The 16,178-nt window shown below is 70.1% G+C and carries 15 protein-coding genes, 1 tRNA gene and 1 riboswitch; of the genes, 13 read left to right on the top strand and 3 right to left on the bottom strand.

The window, feature by feature from the left end:
• The 12 genes from BLU77_RS09380 to BLU77_RS09330 all read left to right on the top strand — a co-directional run bounded on the left by BLU77_RS09380 (position 1) and on the right by BLU77_RS09330 (position 11,999).
• Positions 1 to 1,551, top strand: a complete 1,551-nt coding sequence (locus BLU77_RS09380; protein WP_089772685.1) for a S8 family peptidase — start codon at positions 1 to 3, stop codon at positions 1,549 to 1,551.
• Entirely contained in the window at positions 1,508 to 3,901 is a 2,394-nt protein-coding gene (locus tag BLU77_RS09375) for a CHAT domain-containing protein (protein WP_089772684.1), read from the top strand. The genes BLU77_RS09380 and BLU77_RS09375 overlap by 44 nt, the downstream gene beginning before the upstream one ends.
• A gap of 70 nt (positions 3,902 to 3,971) precedes the next feature.
• A riboswitch (SAM riboswitch) is annotated at positions 3,972 to 4,086 on the top strand.
• A 268-nt stretch (positions 4,087 to 4,354) separates the two neighbouring features.
• Positions 4,355 to 5,179, top strand: a complete 825-nt coding sequence (locus BLU77_RS09370) for an LLM class oxidoreductase (protein WP_089772683.1) — start codon at positions 4,355 to 4,357, stop codon at positions 5,177 to 5,179.
• 11 nt (positions 5,180 to 5,190) lie between these two features.
• Positions 5,191 to 5,346, top strand: a complete 156-nt coding sequence (locus BLU77_RS22025; RefSeq protein WP_175477008.1) for a hypothetical protein — start codon at positions 5,191 to 5,193, stop codon at positions 5,344 to 5,346.
• Between the two features lie 183 nt (positions 5,347 to 5,529).
• Positions 5,530 to 6,765 carry an MFS transporter gene (locus BLU77_RS09360; protein WP_089772681.1) on the top strand — a complete coding sequence of 412 codons (1,236 nt, stop codon included), beginning with the start codon at positions 5,530 to 5,532 and terminating at the stop codon, positions 6,763 to 6,765.
• Positions 6,766 to 6,869: 104 nt separating this feature from the next.
• Positions 6,870 to 8,174: a glutamate-5-semialdehyde dehydrogenase gene (locus tag BLU77_RS09355; RefSeq protein ID WP_089772680.1), complete on the top strand. Its 1,305-nt coding sequence runs from the start codon at positions 6,870 to 6,872 to the stop codon at positions 8,172 to 8,174.
• A gap of 86 nt (positions 8,175 to 8,260) precedes the next feature.
• Positions 8,261 to 8,422: a hypothetical protein gene (locus BLU77_RS22020; protein ID WP_175477007.1), complete on the top strand. Its 162-nt coding sequence runs from the start codon at positions 8,261 to 8,263 to the stop codon at positions 8,420 to 8,422.
• Between the two features lie 36 nt (positions 8,423 to 8,458).
• A complete protein-coding gene (gene nadD, locus BLU77_RS09350) occupies positions 8,459 to 9,097 on the top strand; it encodes a nicotinate-nucleotide adenylyltransferase (protein WP_089772679.1) in 639 nt (212 codons plus the stop codon).
• Positions 9,094 to 10,779: a hypothetical protein gene (locus BLU77_RS22330; protein ID WP_217632389.1), complete on the top strand. Its 1,686-nt coding sequence runs from the start codon at positions 9,094 to 9,096 to the stop codon at positions 10,777 to 10,779. The genes nadD and BLU77_RS22330 overlap by 4 nt, the downstream gene beginning before the upstream one ends.
• A 58-nt stretch (positions 10,780 to 10,837) precedes the next feature.
• On the top strand, positions 10,838 to 11,245 hold the full coding sequence (rsfS, locus tag BLU77_RS09340) for a ribosome silencing factor (protein WP_089772678.1): 408 nt from the start codon (positions 10,838 to 10,840) through the stop codon (positions 11,243 to 11,245).
• Entirely contained in the window at positions 11,242 to 11,892 is a 651-nt protein-coding gene (locus tag BLU77_RS09335) for a histidine phosphatase family protein (RefSeq protein ID WP_089772677.1), read from the top strand. Before rsfS ends, BLU77_RS09335 begins: the two co-directional genes overlap by 4 nt.
• A gap of 31 nt (positions 11,893 to 11,923) precedes the next feature.
• A tRNA-Ala gene (locus BLU77_RS09330) sits at positions 11,924 to 11,999 on the top strand.
• Positions 12,000 to 12,290: 291 nt separating this feature from the next.
• Here BLU77_RS09330 and BLU77_RS09325 read toward each other — a convergent pair.
• From BLU77_RS09325 to BLU77_RS09315, 3 genes are all read right to left on the bottom strand, one after another.
• A complete protein-coding gene (locus tag BLU77_RS09325; RefSeq protein ID WP_139177696.1) occupies positions 12,291 to 13,223 on the bottom strand; it encodes a beta propeller repeat protein in 933 nt (310 codons plus the stop codon).
• A gap of 74 nt (positions 13,224 to 13,297) precedes the next feature.
• Positions 13,298 to 13,861, bottom strand: coding sequence for a DUF305 domain-containing protein (locus tag BLU77_RS09320; protein ID WP_089772675.1), 564 nt, complete (start codon positions 13,859 to 13,861; stop codon positions 13,298 to 13,300).
• A 125-nt stretch (positions 13,862 to 13,986) separates the two neighbouring features.
• Positions 13,987 to 14,427 carry a DUF6153 family protein gene (locus BLU77_RS09315; protein ID WP_139177694.1) on the bottom strand — a complete coding sequence of 147 codons (441 nt, stop codon included), beginning with the start codon at positions 14,425 to 14,427 and terminating at the stop codon, positions 13,987 to 13,989.
• A gap of 173 nt (positions 14,428 to 14,600) precedes the next feature.
• Here BLU77_RS09315 and BLU77_RS09310 point away from each other — a divergent pair, with 173 nt between their 5' ends.
• On the top strand, positions 14,601 to 16,178 hold the full coding sequence (locus tag BLU77_RS09310) for a cation:proton antiporter family protein (RefSeq protein ID WP_089772673.1): 1,578 nt from the start codon (positions 14,601 to 14,603) through the stop codon (positions 16,176 to 16,178).

Genomic DNA, 16,178 nt, shown 5'->3' with positions numbered 1-16,178 from the left:
ATGACCGACTGGAAGCCTCCGGCGCTGTGGGCGCGGGTGCGCGCCACGGGTCCCGATCCGGATGTCGGATGGTTCGGCACGACCTACCTCAGCGACTCGTTGCTGTGCCCACTTGTCCCGGGTGCTGAGGAGGACCTTGCCGTTCTCGACGAGGTCCTCGCGGAGCGGCAGTGGCGGCTTGAGCTCGGCGATCCTGTCCTATTCGTCTCGGACGAGGTGAGCGCCGACGCGGGGGTGACAGGCGCCGTCGAGAACTTCCGGAAGGCGTACCGGGCGGGCGAGCCGACAACAGCGCTGGAGGCGCTGCGAAGGCTTTGGAAGCCTCTGTACGCGGGGCGAGAGCACGCCGGTCCGGAGGGGCAGCCGATCCCGGTCGGGGTGATCGGGGTGCACCTGGCCAGGAATGTGGGTGCCCCCGTCGACGGGCCGGATGCAGCCGTCGCGTTGCGGGCCGTGCAGGAGCGTCGGCGGGCACCCGTGGCCCTCGGCCTCGACCATCTGCTCAGTCTCGGGCCCTTCATCGAGACCAATCCCTTCATCGAGACGAACCCCTTCATCGAGACGAACCCCTTCATCGAGACCAATCCCGCCGCCGGGTACGCCCGGCCGGGGCTCGGCGGACGGCAACCGGTGAGCGTACCGATCGCCCCGCCGTCCCGTCGCCCCGAGGCCTCTCGCAGGGTCACGGTGGCGGTGCTCGACACCGGGTGCGGCGACCACGAGTGGCTCGACGACGTCGTCACCGTGCCGCACGTCGACGGACATCCCATCGGCCGGCACGGCTCACCTGATCCGGAACGGGACCCGAGCCCGGGACCGACCATCACCGGTCTCGCCGGGCGCGCCGTCGGCCACGGGACGTTCATCGCCGGCCTGGTGCGGCAGGTGGCACCGGATGCTGACCTGCTCGCGGTGCGGGTCTGTGATGGGGACGGGATCGTCACCGAGCTCGAGCTCATCTCCGTGCTCGCTCAGCTCACCGCGTACCAGCGCACGACAGGTCCCATCGACGTGCTCAACCTGTCGCTCAGTTACACCCACGAGCGGCCCGAGGATGCCGCCTACAGCTCCGCGCTCTACGGGGTGCTGCACCACCTGCGCGCGGAGGGGACCACGATCGTCGCCTCCGCAGGGAACGCCGCCACCACTCGTCCGCATTTCCCGGCCGCGTTCACCCTCTCTCCGGACCCCTCGGTGGCGCCGTTGATCTCTGTGGGTGCGCGGAACCCGAACGGGACGATCGCGGCCTTCAGCAACCAAGGCGCGTGGGTCAGCTGCTGGGACCAGGGTGCGGCTCTGGTGAGCACCAGTCCGCGCCTGGACTCCGGCCGCCAGCCCACGGTGGAGACGGGGCCCGGCAGCGAGACCTTCGACCTCGACGACTTCAGTGGTGGCTTTGCCGTCTGGAGCGGGACCTCGTTCGCCGCACCGCTGCTCGCCGCCAGAGTGGCGCACGTGCTTGAACCGCGAATTCCTCCCGCCAAGCACATCGCGGAGCGGATCCGCGGTGCGCACCTGGCATGGCGAATGGTCGAGGACGGAGGTCGATGACGCGGTGACCGAGCTGCTCGCGGGCAGCGCGGGCGACGATGCCGCCGCGCTGCATGGTGAAGCCAGGCGAGTGGCCAACGCCGGCGATCTGCCTGGTGCGGAGAGATTGCTGCACCAGGCCCGTGAGTGTGCCACCAGCGTCGAGGACATCTGCCGGATCGAGGGAACCCTCGCGTTCGTCGAAGTCGAGCAGGGTCGTGCAGACGAAGGGCTCGCCCGGTGCGTGGCAGCGCTCGACGGCGCGGAGAGCGGCACACTGGCGCACGCACTCCTCGCGGGCCAGCTCGGCACGATCCGCTTCGTCCGCGGAGAGACTGACGCGGCCATCGAGCTGTTCAGCACCGCGCTGGAGGTCCTGACGGGAGAGGAGCGGTGCCGCATGCTCCTGAACCGGGGGACGGCCCACCTGAGCGTCGCCGCCTACGAGGCTGCTCGGCGGGACTTCGAGGAAGGCACCCGAGGCTCGAACGCCGTCTCGGCGGCCAAGAGTGCCCACAACCTCGGCTACCTGCACCTGCTCCGCGGCGAACTGGTGGACGCACTCCGGTGGATGGACCGCGCGCGCCCCGACCTCGCCGAGCTCGGCACGTCCGTGACCGCGACCCTCGACATCGACCGGGCCACGGCGCTGGACGCGGCCGGCCTGCGTGGTGAAGCAGTGGCGCTGCTGCGCGATGTGGCGGCGCGCCTGCATGGCAGCGGGCTGTGGCGGCTCCAAGCCGATGTCGACCTGCACCTGGCTCGCCAGCTCGGCGACGACGAGTCGCTGGGAGCCGCTGAGCGCGCGGTGCGTCGCAACCGTGAGCACGGCAACGCCGTCGATGCCGACGAGGCGCGCGCGGTGGTCATGCTCAGCAGGTGCCGCAGCGCGAGGCCACCGAGCCCGCACAGCGTGGAGACTCTCGCCGACCGGCTGGAGCGGGCCGGACGCCGGCACACGGCGACCGCGCTGCGGATGCGCGCCGCCGGCCTGCGCGGGGCAGAGCCCCGGCTCCCGGACAGTGAGGAGCCGCTGACCGTCCGCCTGCTTGCCGGTGAGGTCGCGGCTGAGGTGGCGTTGCGAGCCGGCGACACCGATGCGGCTCTGAGTGCGGCAGCGGCTGCGATCGACGAGCTCGACCGGTGGCAGCGCGGAATCGGCAGCCTCGAGCTGCAGTCGGTGAGCCGGCGGTTGGGGGCGCGGGTGATCAGGCTCGGCCAACGCGCCGCACATCTGAGCGGGGATCCTCAGGACCTGCTCACCTGGTCCGAGCGAGCTCGTGAGCTGGTGGCTCGCGTTCCTGCCACCCGACCGCCGGAGGAACTCGGCAACCTGCTGGCCGACTTGCGCCAACTCGGTCCGGACGGTGATCCCGCCGCGCGGTTGCAGCTGGTCGCCCAGATCCGCCACGGACGGTGGTTGGCCGCAGCGGATCTTCCGACTGGTGCGCTCGTCACGGTGCAGGCGGTGCGTGAACGGGCGGCGGGAGAACGAGCCGGACGCTACGTGACACTGATGGAGATCGAGGGCCGCCTCATCGCCCTCACGCTCGGCGACCGCGAGGAGATCCTCGACCTCGGCGAGTGGGCACACATGGCGCGCCTCCTCGGGGGTCTCAGCGCGGACCTGACGATGGCAGCACAGCTCGCGACCCCCGTGGTGCGGGCCGCTCTCCAGGAGCGGATCGAGGCGTTCGACCACATCCTCGAGCCCGCGCTATGCGGGGCGTCCTCGCTCGTCGTCACCGCCCCGGCGGTGATGGCTCGGATGCCGTGGGGCCAGCTGCCGAGCACTGCGGACGTCCCGGTGACCGTGCCGACCTCGGCGAGCGCCTGGCTGCGCAACGGCGATCGGCACGACCCGATCGGCGACGTCGGAGTCGTCGTCGGGCCCGGTACCCGCACCGGAAGCGCGGAGGCGGACGTGGTGCGCCAGCGATGGCACACGCACACGGTGACGGCAGGGGACCGGTGCCACGACGCCGAGGCCCTCGCTGCGGACGTGGATCTGCTGCATGTGAGCGCCCACGGTCAGGACCGGGAGGCGCACCCACTGTTCGCCTCCTTGCAGCTGACCGACGGCGACCTGTTCGGACACGACGTCGAGCTCTTCGGTCGGGTGCCGCCCGTGGTGGTCCTCTCCGCGTGCGGGGCAGCCGGTGGCTCGCTCGGGATGGCGCGGGCGTGGCTGCACGCGGGAGCGCGCACTGTGGTGGCGGCGCCGGCCGACATCGCCGAGACGGCCGCGCTCGAGCGATTCTCCCGGCTGCACGAGTTGCTCGCCGGCGGGCGCAGCCCGGCCGAGGCGGTCGCGACGGCGTTCGGTGGCGACGCGCTCGACTGTGCCGTGCAGTGCTACGGCACCGGGTGATCTGTGACGTCTCTCACGTCTCACGATTTGGTTGACACGTCATCCAAACCGTCCGTAGAGTACTGACCAAGGTCTTGAGTGTCAGCGAGACGGCCCCGGCCAGCTGACCGGCAACCCTCCTGTGCGGTGGGGTGCCCCGGGTGACGACCTGGCCCCGGCCAACTGGTGCGGGGCAAGCGCAGCACCGCAGATGCGGTGAACGAGAGAAGGACACCTCAGCAGATGATCCAGGACTGGACCACAGTGCCCGAACGGCCCGCACTGAGCGTCACCCCCTGTGTCATGTGCTGTTGTCGCATGCCGGCCTGAGCCGAGCTCCATCCGATGTCTCGGGCGTTCTTGCCCCTTCGGCATCACCCTCGGTCCCCAGGTGCACACCTGCCGGTGGCGTGACACCACCAGCGTGCATCAGGCGATCGAGCCCCCGGCCTCTCGCTGAAAAGGACACTTCCCATGTCTGCTGCATCCGCTGCTCGTCCCACCTCCCTGATCGCCCTCGATCTCTCCGGCGCCGGCGCACCGCGCGAATGGCGCCGCGCTGAGGACTCCGACGCCGAGTCCTTCATCATGGGTCGCCTCGCCGGGCTCGCCTCCCTCGCCGACAAGGGCGGGGTCGACGTGCTGGCCTTGGACGAGACCTTCCACGCCGCCGGCCAGCGTCGCCGGGACGACTGGCTCGACGGCGCCGTCGCCGCCTCCCGCCTCTCCCGGCACACCTCCTCGGCCACCCTGGTGGCGACGGTGCCGCTGACCGGGAGCCGCCCGGACCACGTCGGCGGAGCGGTCGCCAGCGTGCACCGCGCCTCGGCCGGTCGTGCCGGCTGGCAGCTTGAGGTCGCCGAGTCCGGCACGCGTAGCCTGCGCGCGGTCGAGTCCGTGATCGGCACGTGGCCCACGACGGCGGAGCGCACCAGTGCCACGACCCGCCCCCAGGTGGTGGTTCCGGTGCGTACCCCAGTGGACGGTGAGCTCGCCGCCGCGCGCGGCGACATCGCCCGGATCAGCGTGGCCACCTTCGAGGAGGCCCGGGCCGCCCGGACCGCGATCCGTGAGGCTGCCGCCGAGTGGGGCCGCGACCCCGACGATGTGCAGGTGCTCGTCGATGTGCACGCCGTGATCTCCGCCGACGCCCCGAGTGCGCGGGCTCGATGGGACCTGCTCACCTCGCTGGAGACCCAGCCGCGACAGGTGCCGCTGCGCTCGATCGGAACCGCGACCGACCTCGCCGACCTGTGGGCCACCTGGGTACACGGGGAGCCGCCGACGGGTTCACCGTGATCCCCGCCTCGGTGCCCACCGACGTGGTCGCACTGGTGCAGGAGGTCATCCCGCAGCTGGAGGCCCGCGGACTGCGCAAGCCGCGCACCGCCGCGGTGGACACGGCGCCGGCACGTCGCACGACTCGCCGCACTCCGGCACGTCAGCGCAGCCACGCCACCGCCTGACCAGAATCCGACGTCGACCTGGAGGTCGTGGCGCCTCGGTGTGAGGCGGGCGACAGCCGGCCGACGTCGGATTCTGCGGATCAGGGCGTAGCATTGCTGCTGCGGTCGGGCTTCGGCGTCGACCAGGGCATGGCGCGCACCAGCGGTGGGGTGGTGCGCACACCGTCGCACCCTGGAGCATGAATGTCCCCGCTGAGTTCCTACCGGAACCTGTTCTCCCTCACCGGCGCGATCTACGTGATCATCGCCTTCCTCGCCCGCCTCCCGCTGGCGATGTCGCAGATCGGTGCGCTGCTGCTGGTCTCAGCGGTGACCGGTTCCTACGGTGCCGGTGGTGCCGCGGCCGGTGCGACCGCCGTCGTGAACGCGGTGGCCTCCCCACTGGCCGGTGCGCTCACCGACCGGGTGGGACAGCGCCGGGTGCTGCTCGTGCAGTCGGTGGTGGGCGCCGCCGGACTGATCTGGCTCGTGCTCGCTGCCGCGAGCTACACCTCGGGCGAAGCGTGGTGGCCGCTCGTGCTGATCGCGGGTGCCAGCGGCGCGTTCCTGCCTCAGGTCGGGACGATGGCGCGGGTGCGATGGCGCCCGATCGCACGACGTTCGGGCAGGGCGGAGCAGCGGATGGTCGATGCAGCCTTCTCCTACGAGGGCGCAGCCGACGAGGCCAGCTTCGTGCTCGGGCCGGCCCTGGTCGGGGTGGTGGCGGCGATTCTGAACCCGTCTGCGGCGTTGATCACCGCTGGTGTGCTGCTCGGCGTGTTCGGGCTGTGGTTCGCCCTGCACCCCACGGCCACGGTGGTGCCGAAGCCGGACCGTTCGGTCGCTGCGGTGCGGTTGCCGGCGGTGCTGTTCGTGCTGGTGTTCGCCCAGCTCACAATCGGGATGATCTTCGGGTCGGTCCAGGCGGGGGCTTCGGTGCTCGCCACCGAGGCGGGGGAGCCGGGCCTGACTGGTCTGCTGCACGCGTTGCTCGGGATCGGTTCGGTGACGGCCGGTCTGGCCGTCGTCGCGGTGCCCGAGGCGTTCCGGTACGAGAATCGACTGCGTCTGTTCACGGTTGCTCTGGCGGTACTGAGCCTGCCGCTGCTGCTGGTGTCCTCCATCGGCGGGCTCGTCCCGGTGCTGGTCGTCCTCGGCCTCGCCGTCGCCCCCTCGATGATCACCACCTTCACCCTGGCTGAGCGGATCAGTCCGCCGAGCCGGCTCGGTGCCGCGATGACGTTGCTCGCCGCTGCGACCGGCCTCGGGTACGCGATCGGCTCGAGCGCGGCCGGGCGGCTCGCCGACTGGGGCGGGTACACCCCGGCCTTCGCCGTCACGATCGTGGGGGCGTCTTCAGCCGCGATCATCTCGCTGGCCGGTGCGCGAGCCCTCCGTCGAGCGCAGAGCACCAGGCTCCCGCGCGAAGCGACCAGCTGAGTCGACGGTGATGCGTCAGGCCCCGCGATATGGGCACCTCACCCGACGTATCACCGTCGTCCCGGTCGCGGCGAGTGAGTGCCGGCGGGTCGTATCCTGGCGGGATGAGCGTGGATACTCAGGACCCGACCCAGGTCACGGACGAGCAGGCGACTGCTGGTGTCGGTGACCTTGCCCGTGCTGCGAAGGGTGCCGCCCGGACGCTGCGCAACGCCACCAGTGCCACCAAGGACGCTGCGCTGCATACGCTGGCCGACGCACTGGAAGCAGAGCAGGCCACCATCCTGGCCGCCAACACCGTCGATACCGAGCGCGAGGCCGCGAACGGGATGAGCCCAGGGTTGGTGGACCGCCTCCGCCTCACCCCGGATCGAATCACCGGCATCGCTGACGCTCTCCGCGAGCTCGCCGGGCTGCCCGATCCGGTCGGGGAGGTGGTCCGGGGCCAGACGCTGCCCAACGGGCTCACGGTGCGCCAGCTGCGGGTGCCGATGGGCGTCGTCGGGATGATCTACGAGGCGCGACCGAACGTGACGGTGGACGCCGCCGGTCTGGCGCTGAAGAGCGGAAATGCGGTGCTGCTGCGCGGCGGGTCGGCTGCGGCGGCGAGCAACGAGGCGATCGTGACGATCCTGGGTGATGCCCTGGTCTCGGCGGGGCTGCCGCGCGAGGCGATCCAGTCCGTCGACGCCTACGGTCGTGCCGGCGCCCGCGCCCTGATGCGTGCCCGCGGGCTGGTCGACGTGCTCATCCCACGCGGCGGGGCCGGACTCATCCAGACGGTGGTGACCGAGTCGCTGGTCCCGGTGATCGAGACCGGGGTGGGCAACTGCCATCTCTACGTGGACTCCACGGCCGATGTCGCCCAGGCCGTGCAGATCCTGCTGAACGCGAAGACCCAACGGGTGGGCGTGTGCAATGCCGTGGAGACGTTGCTGGTGCACGCCGACGCCGCAGAGACGTTCCTGCCCGCGGCGCTGACCGCGCTCGACTCTGCTGGTGTGCGGTTGCACACGGACGAGACCTCGGCCGCCTGTGCTCCGCCGTCGGCCGATGTGGTGCCGGCCACCGATGAGGACTGGGGCACCGAGTATCTGAGCATGGACATCGCGGTGCGCGTGGTGCCGGACCTGGATGCCGCGCTGGAGCACATCCGCACCTGGAGCTCCGGGCATACCGAGGCGATCTGCTCTCAGGACGTGCGTGCCGTGCAACGGTTCACCGCTGAGCTGGACTCCGCGGCGCTGCTGGTGAACGCCTCGACACGGTTCACCGACGGCGGCCAGCTCGGTCTGGGGGCCGAGATCGGGATCTCCACCCAGAAGTTGCATGCTCGCGGACCGATGGGTCTGGCCGAGCTCACCACGACCACGTGGATCGTGCAGGGCGACGGACACGTGCGTCCGTGAACTGCGCAGACCGCTCACCGTCATGGGCGGGTCGTGCGAGAATGAGCACTCGCGTTGTTGGTTGATGATGAAGGAGGACGACGTCGATGCGCAGCTCTCTGCTGACCTTCGCCGCCGAGCAGGGTGAGGCCGCCGCTGAAGGACTTCAGCCCCTCGGGTTCGGGATGATCACCTTCGGCATCCTGATGTTCCTGCTCCTGGTCACGCTCGCGTTCCGGAGCCTGGGCACTCGCAACCGACAGCGCTGAGGTGCCTGTGGGTCCTGACGCCACGCGGAGCCTGGGATGATTGCCGCGACACCCGCGCCGACCCGGGTGGGCATCATGGGCGGCACGTTCGACCCGATCCACCACGGACACCTCGTCGCCGCCAGTGAGGTGGCGGACGAGTTCGGGTTGGACGAGGTGGTGTTCGTGCCTACCGGTGCGCAGCCGTTCAAGCTCGACCGGGACGTCACGCTCGCCGAGCACCGATACTTGATGGCAGTGATCGCGACGGCGTCCAACCCACGCTTCACCGTCTCCCGGGCCGATATCGACCGCTCCGGCGTGACATTCACGATCGACACCCTGCGGGACCTGCATGCGGTGTACCCCGATGCGGAGCTGTTCTTCATCACCGGCGCCGATGCGCTCGGCCAGATCCTGCAGTGGAAGGACGCTGACGCGTTGTGGGACCTCGCGCACTTCGTCGGCGTCACCCGGCCCGGTCACCATTTCGACACGGATGATCTTCCGAAGGGGGAGTACTCGTTGCAGGAGATTCCCGCGATGGCGATCTCGTCGACGGACTGCCGTGAGCGCGTGCAGGCCGACAAGCCCGTCTGGTACCTGGTTCCGGACGGCGTGGTGCAGTACATCGGCAAGCACGGGCTCTACAAGGATCCGAGCTCGTACCAGCACCCGACGGAGGACCAGTCGTGAGCGAGACACCCACCGGGGGGCTGGGCGAACGTCGTCGCCGGCGGGAGGCCGAGCGGGCGCGGGCCGCCGCTGCTGAGCCGCCGATGACGCGCCGGGAGCGGCGCGCGCTGGAGGAAGCGCTCGCCAGTGGCGCGATCCGGCTCACGGAGTCCGGCTATGAACCGACCGGGGAGATCCCGACGACGACGTCGGGTCAGCACGCGCTCACCCCGGAGCAGGTGCAGGAGCGGACGGAGACCGATCAGTCAGCTCCGGTCGACGACGGGGAGTCGGGCGACGCGACTATCGTCGAGCCTGAGCCTGAGCCTGAGCCTGAGCCTGAGCCTGAGCCTGAGCCTGAGCCTGAGCCTGAGCCTGAGCCTGAGCCTGAGCCTGAGCCTGAGCCTGAGCCTGAGCCTGAGCCTGAGCCTGAGCCTGAGCCTGAGCCTGAGCCTGAGCCTGAGCCCGAGCCCGAGCCCGAGCCCGAGCCCGAGCCCGAGCCCGAGCCCGAGCCCGAGCCCGAGCCCGAGCCCGAGCCCGAGCCCGAGCCCGAGCCCGAGCCCGAGCCCGAGCCCGAGCCCGAGCCCGAGCCGGCGGAGGCGGAAGCCGAGGACTCCGAGGTGCCCCGGGGGAAGCGACGTGTCTCTCGCCGCTCGCTGCGTCAGCAGCGTGCCGCAGCGGATGCGGAAGGCACACCGCCGGAAGCTCCGTCGGAACGGACCGGGACCGGGCGCCGCCCGGTGATCCGTCCTCCGGCCGCGGCACGAGCCGTGCGTGGGGTGGACGCCACCGGCGAGCTGACCGGTATTCAGCGCGCCGTGCGCGATATCGACCCGGACACCGCGTCGACGTCTGCCCCGGACCCGGCCCCGACGCCGGAGGACCCGGCGGATCGCCCGGGTGAGGCAGCCGCGCCGCCGGATGAGTCGGAGGACCGGGCGGCGTCACCGGCTGATCAGCCTGAGATGGTTGAGTCAGTCGGCGACGTCGATTCGACCGATGCGGCGACCTCCTGGGACACCGGGGACGGTCACATCTATCGGGTGCTGCTCGACGGGGCCCCGCTGCCGACCACGCAACGCGTGGAGGCGAGCCCTGAGGCGGAGGCCAGCCCCGAGGCGGAGGCCAGCCCCGAGGCGGAGGCCAGCCCCGAGGCGGAGGCCAGCCCCGAGGCCGAGGCCAGCCCCGAGGCCGAGACGAGCCCTGGGGCCGAGACCGGCCTCGAGACCGACGTGGGCCCCGACACGGTCGCTGAGACTGAACCGGACGTGGAGAGTGAGCCGCCCGCCGCGAATCCCACCGACACCGAGAACGAGGCGACGGGCACGGAGGAGGCGACCTCCGCCGTCGGAGATCACCACCGTGACGACAACGAGCGCACCCAGGAAGAGGAGCCGGACGACTCCTTCGACATGCGCCCACGGTGGCCGAGCCTGGCTGGGGTCGAGACCGGCGAGAACCCGATCCTGAGGATGGACCCCGAGGGTGAGGGTGCGCTGAACCACGACGATCACGAGGACGACGAGGAGGACGACAAGCGCACCCCCGTCTGGTTGGCAGCGCTGTACATCCTCGTGCTCGTGCTCGCGGTCGGGGTCCTGGCTCTGCTGGTGTGGCGGATGGCGACCGGTGACCTGTTTGAGGAGGAGCACGGTGCAGCCGCGCTCGCGGTGGCGTCGTGGCTCGGGGTACCCAGCGCTTAGACTCGTCGGACGCGACGGTGCACGCTTGCCCGCCGACTGAACGACTTCGAGGAGACCTGTGCCCGCAGACGACCGTTCCCGCGAACTTGCCGTGGTGGCCGCACGCGCCGCTGCCGGTCTGAAGGCGCGAGAGATCATTGCCCTCGACGTGTCCGAGCAGCTCGTGCTCACCGATGTCTTCGTGGTGACCTCCGGCTCCACCGAGCGCCAGGTGCGCGCGATCGTGGACGCCGTCGAGGAAGCGATGCGGCTGGAAGGCGCGAAGGCCGTGCGCCGCGAAGGTGTGGCCGAGGGCCGGTGGGTGTTGCTCGACTTCAACGACGTGATCGTGCACGTGCAGCACGACGAGGATCGCCTCTACTACGCGCTGGAGCGGCTCTGGAAGGACTGCCCCGTCGTGGAGCTGCCCGAGGATGCCCGCGGTGAGGCCGGGGACGGAGCAGACGACGCAGGTCCGCAGCTGTGACGGCAGGGACCGTGCTGCTCTGGCGGCACGGGCAGACCGACTACAACGTCGGCGGCCGGTTGCAGGGGCAGGTGGACATCCCGCTGAACGAGACCGGGATCGCGCAGGCTGAGGCGGCTGCACGGGTGCTGGCCGCCGCCGGTCCGACGGCGATCGTCGCCTCCGACCTCTCGCGAGCCCATGCAACAGCGCAGGCGCTCGGTGAGGTCACTGGGGTCACCGTGACGACGGACCAACGGTTGCGGGAGCGGAGCTTCGGCGACTGGGAAGGTCTCACGCACGACCAGGTGGCAGCCGGGTGGCCCGAGCAGTTCCGGGTGTGGCGGGCCGGGGGATTCCCGGAGGGGGTCGGCGCCGAGACCCGGGGTGATGTTGGCCACAGGGTTGCTGAGGCGATCCAGGAGGCCGCCGAGGTGCTGGGGGAGGACGACGTGCTCGTGGCGACCACCCACGGAGCGGCCATCGGCATTGGAATCTCGGCACTTCTGGGCCTTGACCCGGAGTCCACGCACGTGATCTCCGGGATCGGCAACTGCCACTGGTCGGTGCTGCGGCACAACGCGACCGAAGGGCAGGCCTGGCGCCTGGCCGGTCACAACCTCGGTGCGCCGGAGTCCGATTTCGCACGGGCGGCTCGCATCGTTTAGACTCGAGACCGCTCGCGAGAGCAACCCGCACGGGGCTATGGCGCAGTTGGTAGCGCGCTTCCATGGCATGGAAGAGGTCGGGGGTTCGAATCCCCCTAGCTCCACCAATGGCTTGTGGGGGTCGGCACGCTTTTCGCCGGCCCCCACAAGCCTTATGAAGCAGAGTGGATTCGGGAGTCTGCCGCAGCGGAGCGAGGACAGGCGGCTCCCCCTAGCTCCACTCACAGATTCAGACGCACCTCGCGCAGGCCTCGAACCCATCAGTTCGGGGCCTTCGTCGTTCCCCGGACCTCACGGCTCATGACTTCCACGGCGAGGGTTGGCTGAGTGTCGTGATTGGGCGAAGAATCGACACTCAGCCAACCCAAGATCGCGTGTCCGTGGGTGAATCTGACCACCTATGCCCCACCGATCCCCGTCCAGGTCTGCCCGTCGTCGCTACTCACCTGCAATCCACCGTCGCCAGAGATCACCAGTCTGCCGTCGGGGGCGCGGGCGATCGCAGCGGCGGACCCGGTGCTCCGGCCCAGCTCCTCCCAGTCGTCCGACCCGGTGAGCGACCCGGACCAGATCACCCCGTCGACATCAACACCGACCACGCCGTCCGGGCGGGACAGGTCCGGTTCCACGAGACCGAGGAAGGGAGCGCCCTCGGCCGGGGCGAACGTGGCACCTTGGTCGGTGCTCACCATCGGCCCGTTCTCACTGGTGGAGAGGATCAGCTCGGGGGTGTCCTGGCTGACCACCACGTCGAACGCGGGTCCGTCGGCGATGTCCTGCCAGGTCTGCCCACCATCGGTGCTCAGTTCGACCACCGCTCGCCCGGACGATACGCCGACGATCACGTCCGGATCGGCGGCACTGGCGGTGAGGGCGTGGAAGTCGACCTCACCGGCGAGCGCGATCGCTTCCCATCCACTACCGGGCTGGAACTGGATCAGTCCGAGGTTCGGGGCGGTCAGTGCCACGTGGTCGTCCGTCCCAGGATGGCCTGAGGCGTAGATCCGATCGCCGACGGGAGTCATGCCCATGGCATCGAAGCTGATCCCGCCCACCAGGGTGGTCTCACTGCCGTCGGCGGGAATGGAGTAGACACCGCTGTGACTGCCCACGAGGATCGCCCCGTCGGGGGAGAAGCCGAGGCCGTGCACGTGGTCGATCTGCACGTCGGTCGTCGCTCTGGCGGACGGCTGGGTCGTCGGTGCGGCAGACGCACCGGACGTCTCAGACGTGGGGGACGTCGGTGCCGGCGAGTCGGCGGCGCCAGAGCACGCGGCCAGGGTGAGGACAGCGGCAAGGGTGAGTGCTAGCGAGCGGCGGGGGATGATCATGATCACCTCATCGTGCGAAGGGTCGGGCGGACGGTGGAGCGGGGTCGCTGACTGCGCCCCGCTCCACCCCGCGCTCATCGGTCGAGCAGGTCCTGCATGAGCGTGATCTCGATGTTCTGTGCCTCGATGATCTGCTCGGCGAGTGCGATCGCGTCGGCGTTCTCGCCGTCTTCCACCTCACCCTGCGCCATCTGCACCGCGCCTTCGTGGTGGACGATCATCTGCTCCAGGAACAGCTCGTCGGCCTCAGTACCCGATGCCGAGTCCAGTGCGGCCATGTCCTCCTCGGACATCATCCCGTCACCGTGGTCCATCCCGGCCATCTCGTCCGCCATGGGCTCGGCGCCCCAGTCCTCGAGCCAGGTGTCCAGCTGCTCGATCTCGGGGCCCTGGGCAGCCATGATGTCCTCGGCCAAGGACGTCACCTCGGCGTCACCCGACCCGTTCTCGAGCACCAGCTCGGACATCTCGATGGCCTGCTCGTGGTGCGGGATCATCATCTGCGCGAACATGACGTCCGCGTCGTTGGCCGTACTCGTGGTGGTGGACGTCTCCGACTCGCCGTTCGGGCCGCTGCAGGCGCCCAGGGCGAGGGCCGCGGTCAGGGTCAGGGCGGCAGTGCTGGTGATGCGATTCATCAGTCTTCTCCATCAGTGTGATCGTGGGCGCGACCGTGTGGCCGCACGTGGATGCCCGGCGCGTGGGTATGCGCGGGTACCGCCCGCAGGCGGCATGACGGCGCCGCAGAGGCGGCGCGGCCCTGTCACGTGCGACTGATGCAGAGAACGCTGAGTGAGGGTGGGCGCGGGCAGATCCCGACGGCGGAACTCCAGGTGCTCTGGACGCTCCGTTCGAGAGTGCACAGCCAGCGATGCAGGACTCTCGGGCGCAGCAGCGCTAGTGCGACCAGCACGAGGGCGAGGACACACCCCAGTGCGGCGCCCGCCAAGGACTCGGCGCAGTCGTCGCAGGTGGGCGCCGGGCTCTGCGCTCCGAGCGGTGCGCTGGAGTGGTGCTGCGGCGCGCCCTCGTCGTGGGCGGCCGCGCTGAGGTGCGGCACGGCCTGGGTGGTGGTGTCCGCGTGCTGGCCGAGGCCGTGCAGACCGAGCGTGTGCATGGCCAGGAGGCCGAACAGGACGCAGGCGGCGAGCAGGATCAACGCCGTGCGGACGATCCGCCGGGTCCCTGCTGCCAGATTTGCCATGGACCGATGGTAGCGCCGCCATTGCTGCGCACAAGGGGAGCCCTTCCGCGTGCCGAGTGTCGCCGAGTGGACCGCGTGCGCCGCCAACAGGTTGTGGCGCGTCAGGCCGGATACCATCACAGACAGCCCGACCGGCGGCACTCAGGCTGCTCCACCGACGTGAGGACCACAGCATGACTGACCTGGTGGTGACCCTGGTGGCTGCGGTGGCCTTCGGTACTGCCGCTCATGCCGTGCGGGTCCCACCGCTGGTGGGGTTCCTGACTGCGGGCTTCGTCCTCGGCGCGGTCGGAGTCGCACCCTTCGAAGGGCTTCCCGAGCTGGCCGATCTGGGCGTGACGCTCTTGCTGTTCACCATCGGTCTGAAGTTCGACATCCGCACCATCCTGCGTCCGGAGGCGTACGGCACCGGACTGATCCACCTCGTGCTGAGCGTGCTGGTCGGCGCCGGGACGGTCGGGCTGCTCGCCGTCTTGGGGCTGGCCTCCTCCGACGGTGGGTGGCAGACCCTCGCACTGGTCGGCTTCGCGCTCTCCTTCTCCTCCACGGTGTTGTGCGTGAAGGTGCTTGAGGAACGCTCCGACGACGGATCCTTCTACGGTCAGACCGCGATCGCCATCTTGGTGATCCAAGATCTGGCCGCGGTCGTGTTCATCACTGCCAGCAATGGCAACCCGCCCAGCCCGTGGGCCCTCGCTCTGGTGCTCCTCGTTCCTGCGGCGTGGGTGCTGCGCAAGGTGCTTGAGCACGTCGGACGCGGTGAGTTGCTCATCCTGTTCGGCGTGGTGCTGGCGCTCGGGCCGGGCTACTACCTGTTCGACGCTGTGGGTATCAAGGGTGATCTCGGTGCCCTCGTGGTGGGCTTGCTGCTGGCGAGCCACCCGCGGGCCATCGACCTGTCCAAGGCGCTGTTCAGCGTCAAGGAGCTCTTCCTGGTCGGTTTCTTCCTGATGATCGGGATGACGGCCGAACCCACCTGGGGCAAGCTCGGTGTCGCGGTCGTACTCTGCGTGATCCTGGTCCCGATCACGATCGCCGGTTTCGGTCTGCTCGGGCGCATCTTCGGCCTCCGCAATCGGACCGCGATGCGGATGGCGCTCGTGCTGGGCAACTTCTCCGAGTTCTCCATCATCGTCACCGCCGTGGGCGTGACCGGTGGCCTGCTCACCGAACGCTGGTTGACCATCGTGGCGATCGCCGTCGCGCTCTCCATGGTGGGATCGACGATGCTCAACGCGCGTGGACCACGCCTGCCCGGCCGCATCGCGGCGGCCCTGCCCGCGCAGGACATCCAGCGACTACGCCCGGAGGACCGCCCCATCGACACCAGCGCGTCGGACGTGGTGATCCTCGGGATGGGGCGCGTGGGCCGATCCACCTATCGGCGACTGCAGGAGATCGGTGGGCACCGTGTGCTCGGAGTCGACAACGACCACCTGGTTGCGACCCGCCTGCAGGAGGAGGGGTACGACGTGGTGGAGGGGGACGCGACCGACCTCGAGTTCTGGCAGCGCATCTGCGCCGGCGGATTCGTCGAGACCGTCATCCTCGCAATGCCGATCCACGACTCCAACGTGTTCGCCCTGGAACAGCTGCGCACTGCCGGATTCGGCGGACACGTGGCGGCGGTCGCTCAGTACCAGGAGCAGGTGGAGCATCTCGCCGAGGAAGGCGTCGAGGCCGTGTTCAACCTCTACGCAGGTGCCGGTGTCGCCCTCGCCGATCTGGTGCCGCCGCAGCGTGGGCGCTGA

The organism is Ruania alba (assembly GCF_900105765.1).
Classification (GTDB): Bacteria; Actinomycetota; Actinomycetes; order Actinomycetales; family Beutenbergiaceae; genus Ruania; species Ruania alba.
This window is presented reverse-complemented; position numbering and strand designations above follow the sequence as displayed.

Coding starts and splice junctions, on each gene's coding strand:
- BLU77_RS09325 (WP_139177696.1), bottom strand. CDS start 13,223: ATGATCATCCCCCGCCGCTCGCTAGCACTCACCCTTGCCGCTGTCCTC.
- BLU77_RS09370 (WP_089772683.1), top strand. CDS start 4,355: ATGTCTGCTGCATCCGCTGCTCGTCCCACCTCCCTGATCGCCCTCGAT.
- BLU77_RS09320 (WP_089772675.1), bottom strand. CDS start 13,861: ATGAATCGCATCACCAGCACTGCCGCCCTGACCCTGACCGCGGCCCTC.
- BLU77_RS09310 (WP_089772673.1), top strand. CDS start 14,601: ATGACTGACCTGGTGGTGACCCTGGTGGCTGCGGTGGCCTTCGGTACT.
- BLU77_RS22020 (WP_175477007.1), top strand. CDS start 8,261: ATGCGCAGCTCTCTGCTGACCTTCGCCGCCGAGCAGGGTGAGGCCGCC.
- BLU77_RS09315 (WP_139177694.1), bottom strand. CDS start 14,427: ATGGCAAATCTGGCAGCAGGGACCCGGCGGATCGTCCGCACGGCGTTG.
- BLU77_RS09360 (WP_089772681.1), top strand. CDS start 5,530: ATGTCCCCGCTGAGTTCCTACCGGAACCTGTTCTCCCTCACCGGCGCG.
- nadD (WP_089772679.1), top strand. CDS start 8,459: ATGATTGCCGCGACACCCGCGCCGACCCGGGTGGGCATCATGGGCGGC.
- BLU77_RS09355 (WP_089772680.1), top strand. CDS start 6,870: ATGAGCGTGGATACTCAGGACCCGACCCAGGTCACGGACGAGCAGGCG.
- BLU77_RS09380 (WP_089772685.1), top strand. CDS start 1: ATGACCGACTGGAAGCCTCCGGCGCTGTGGGCGCGGGTGCGCGCCACG.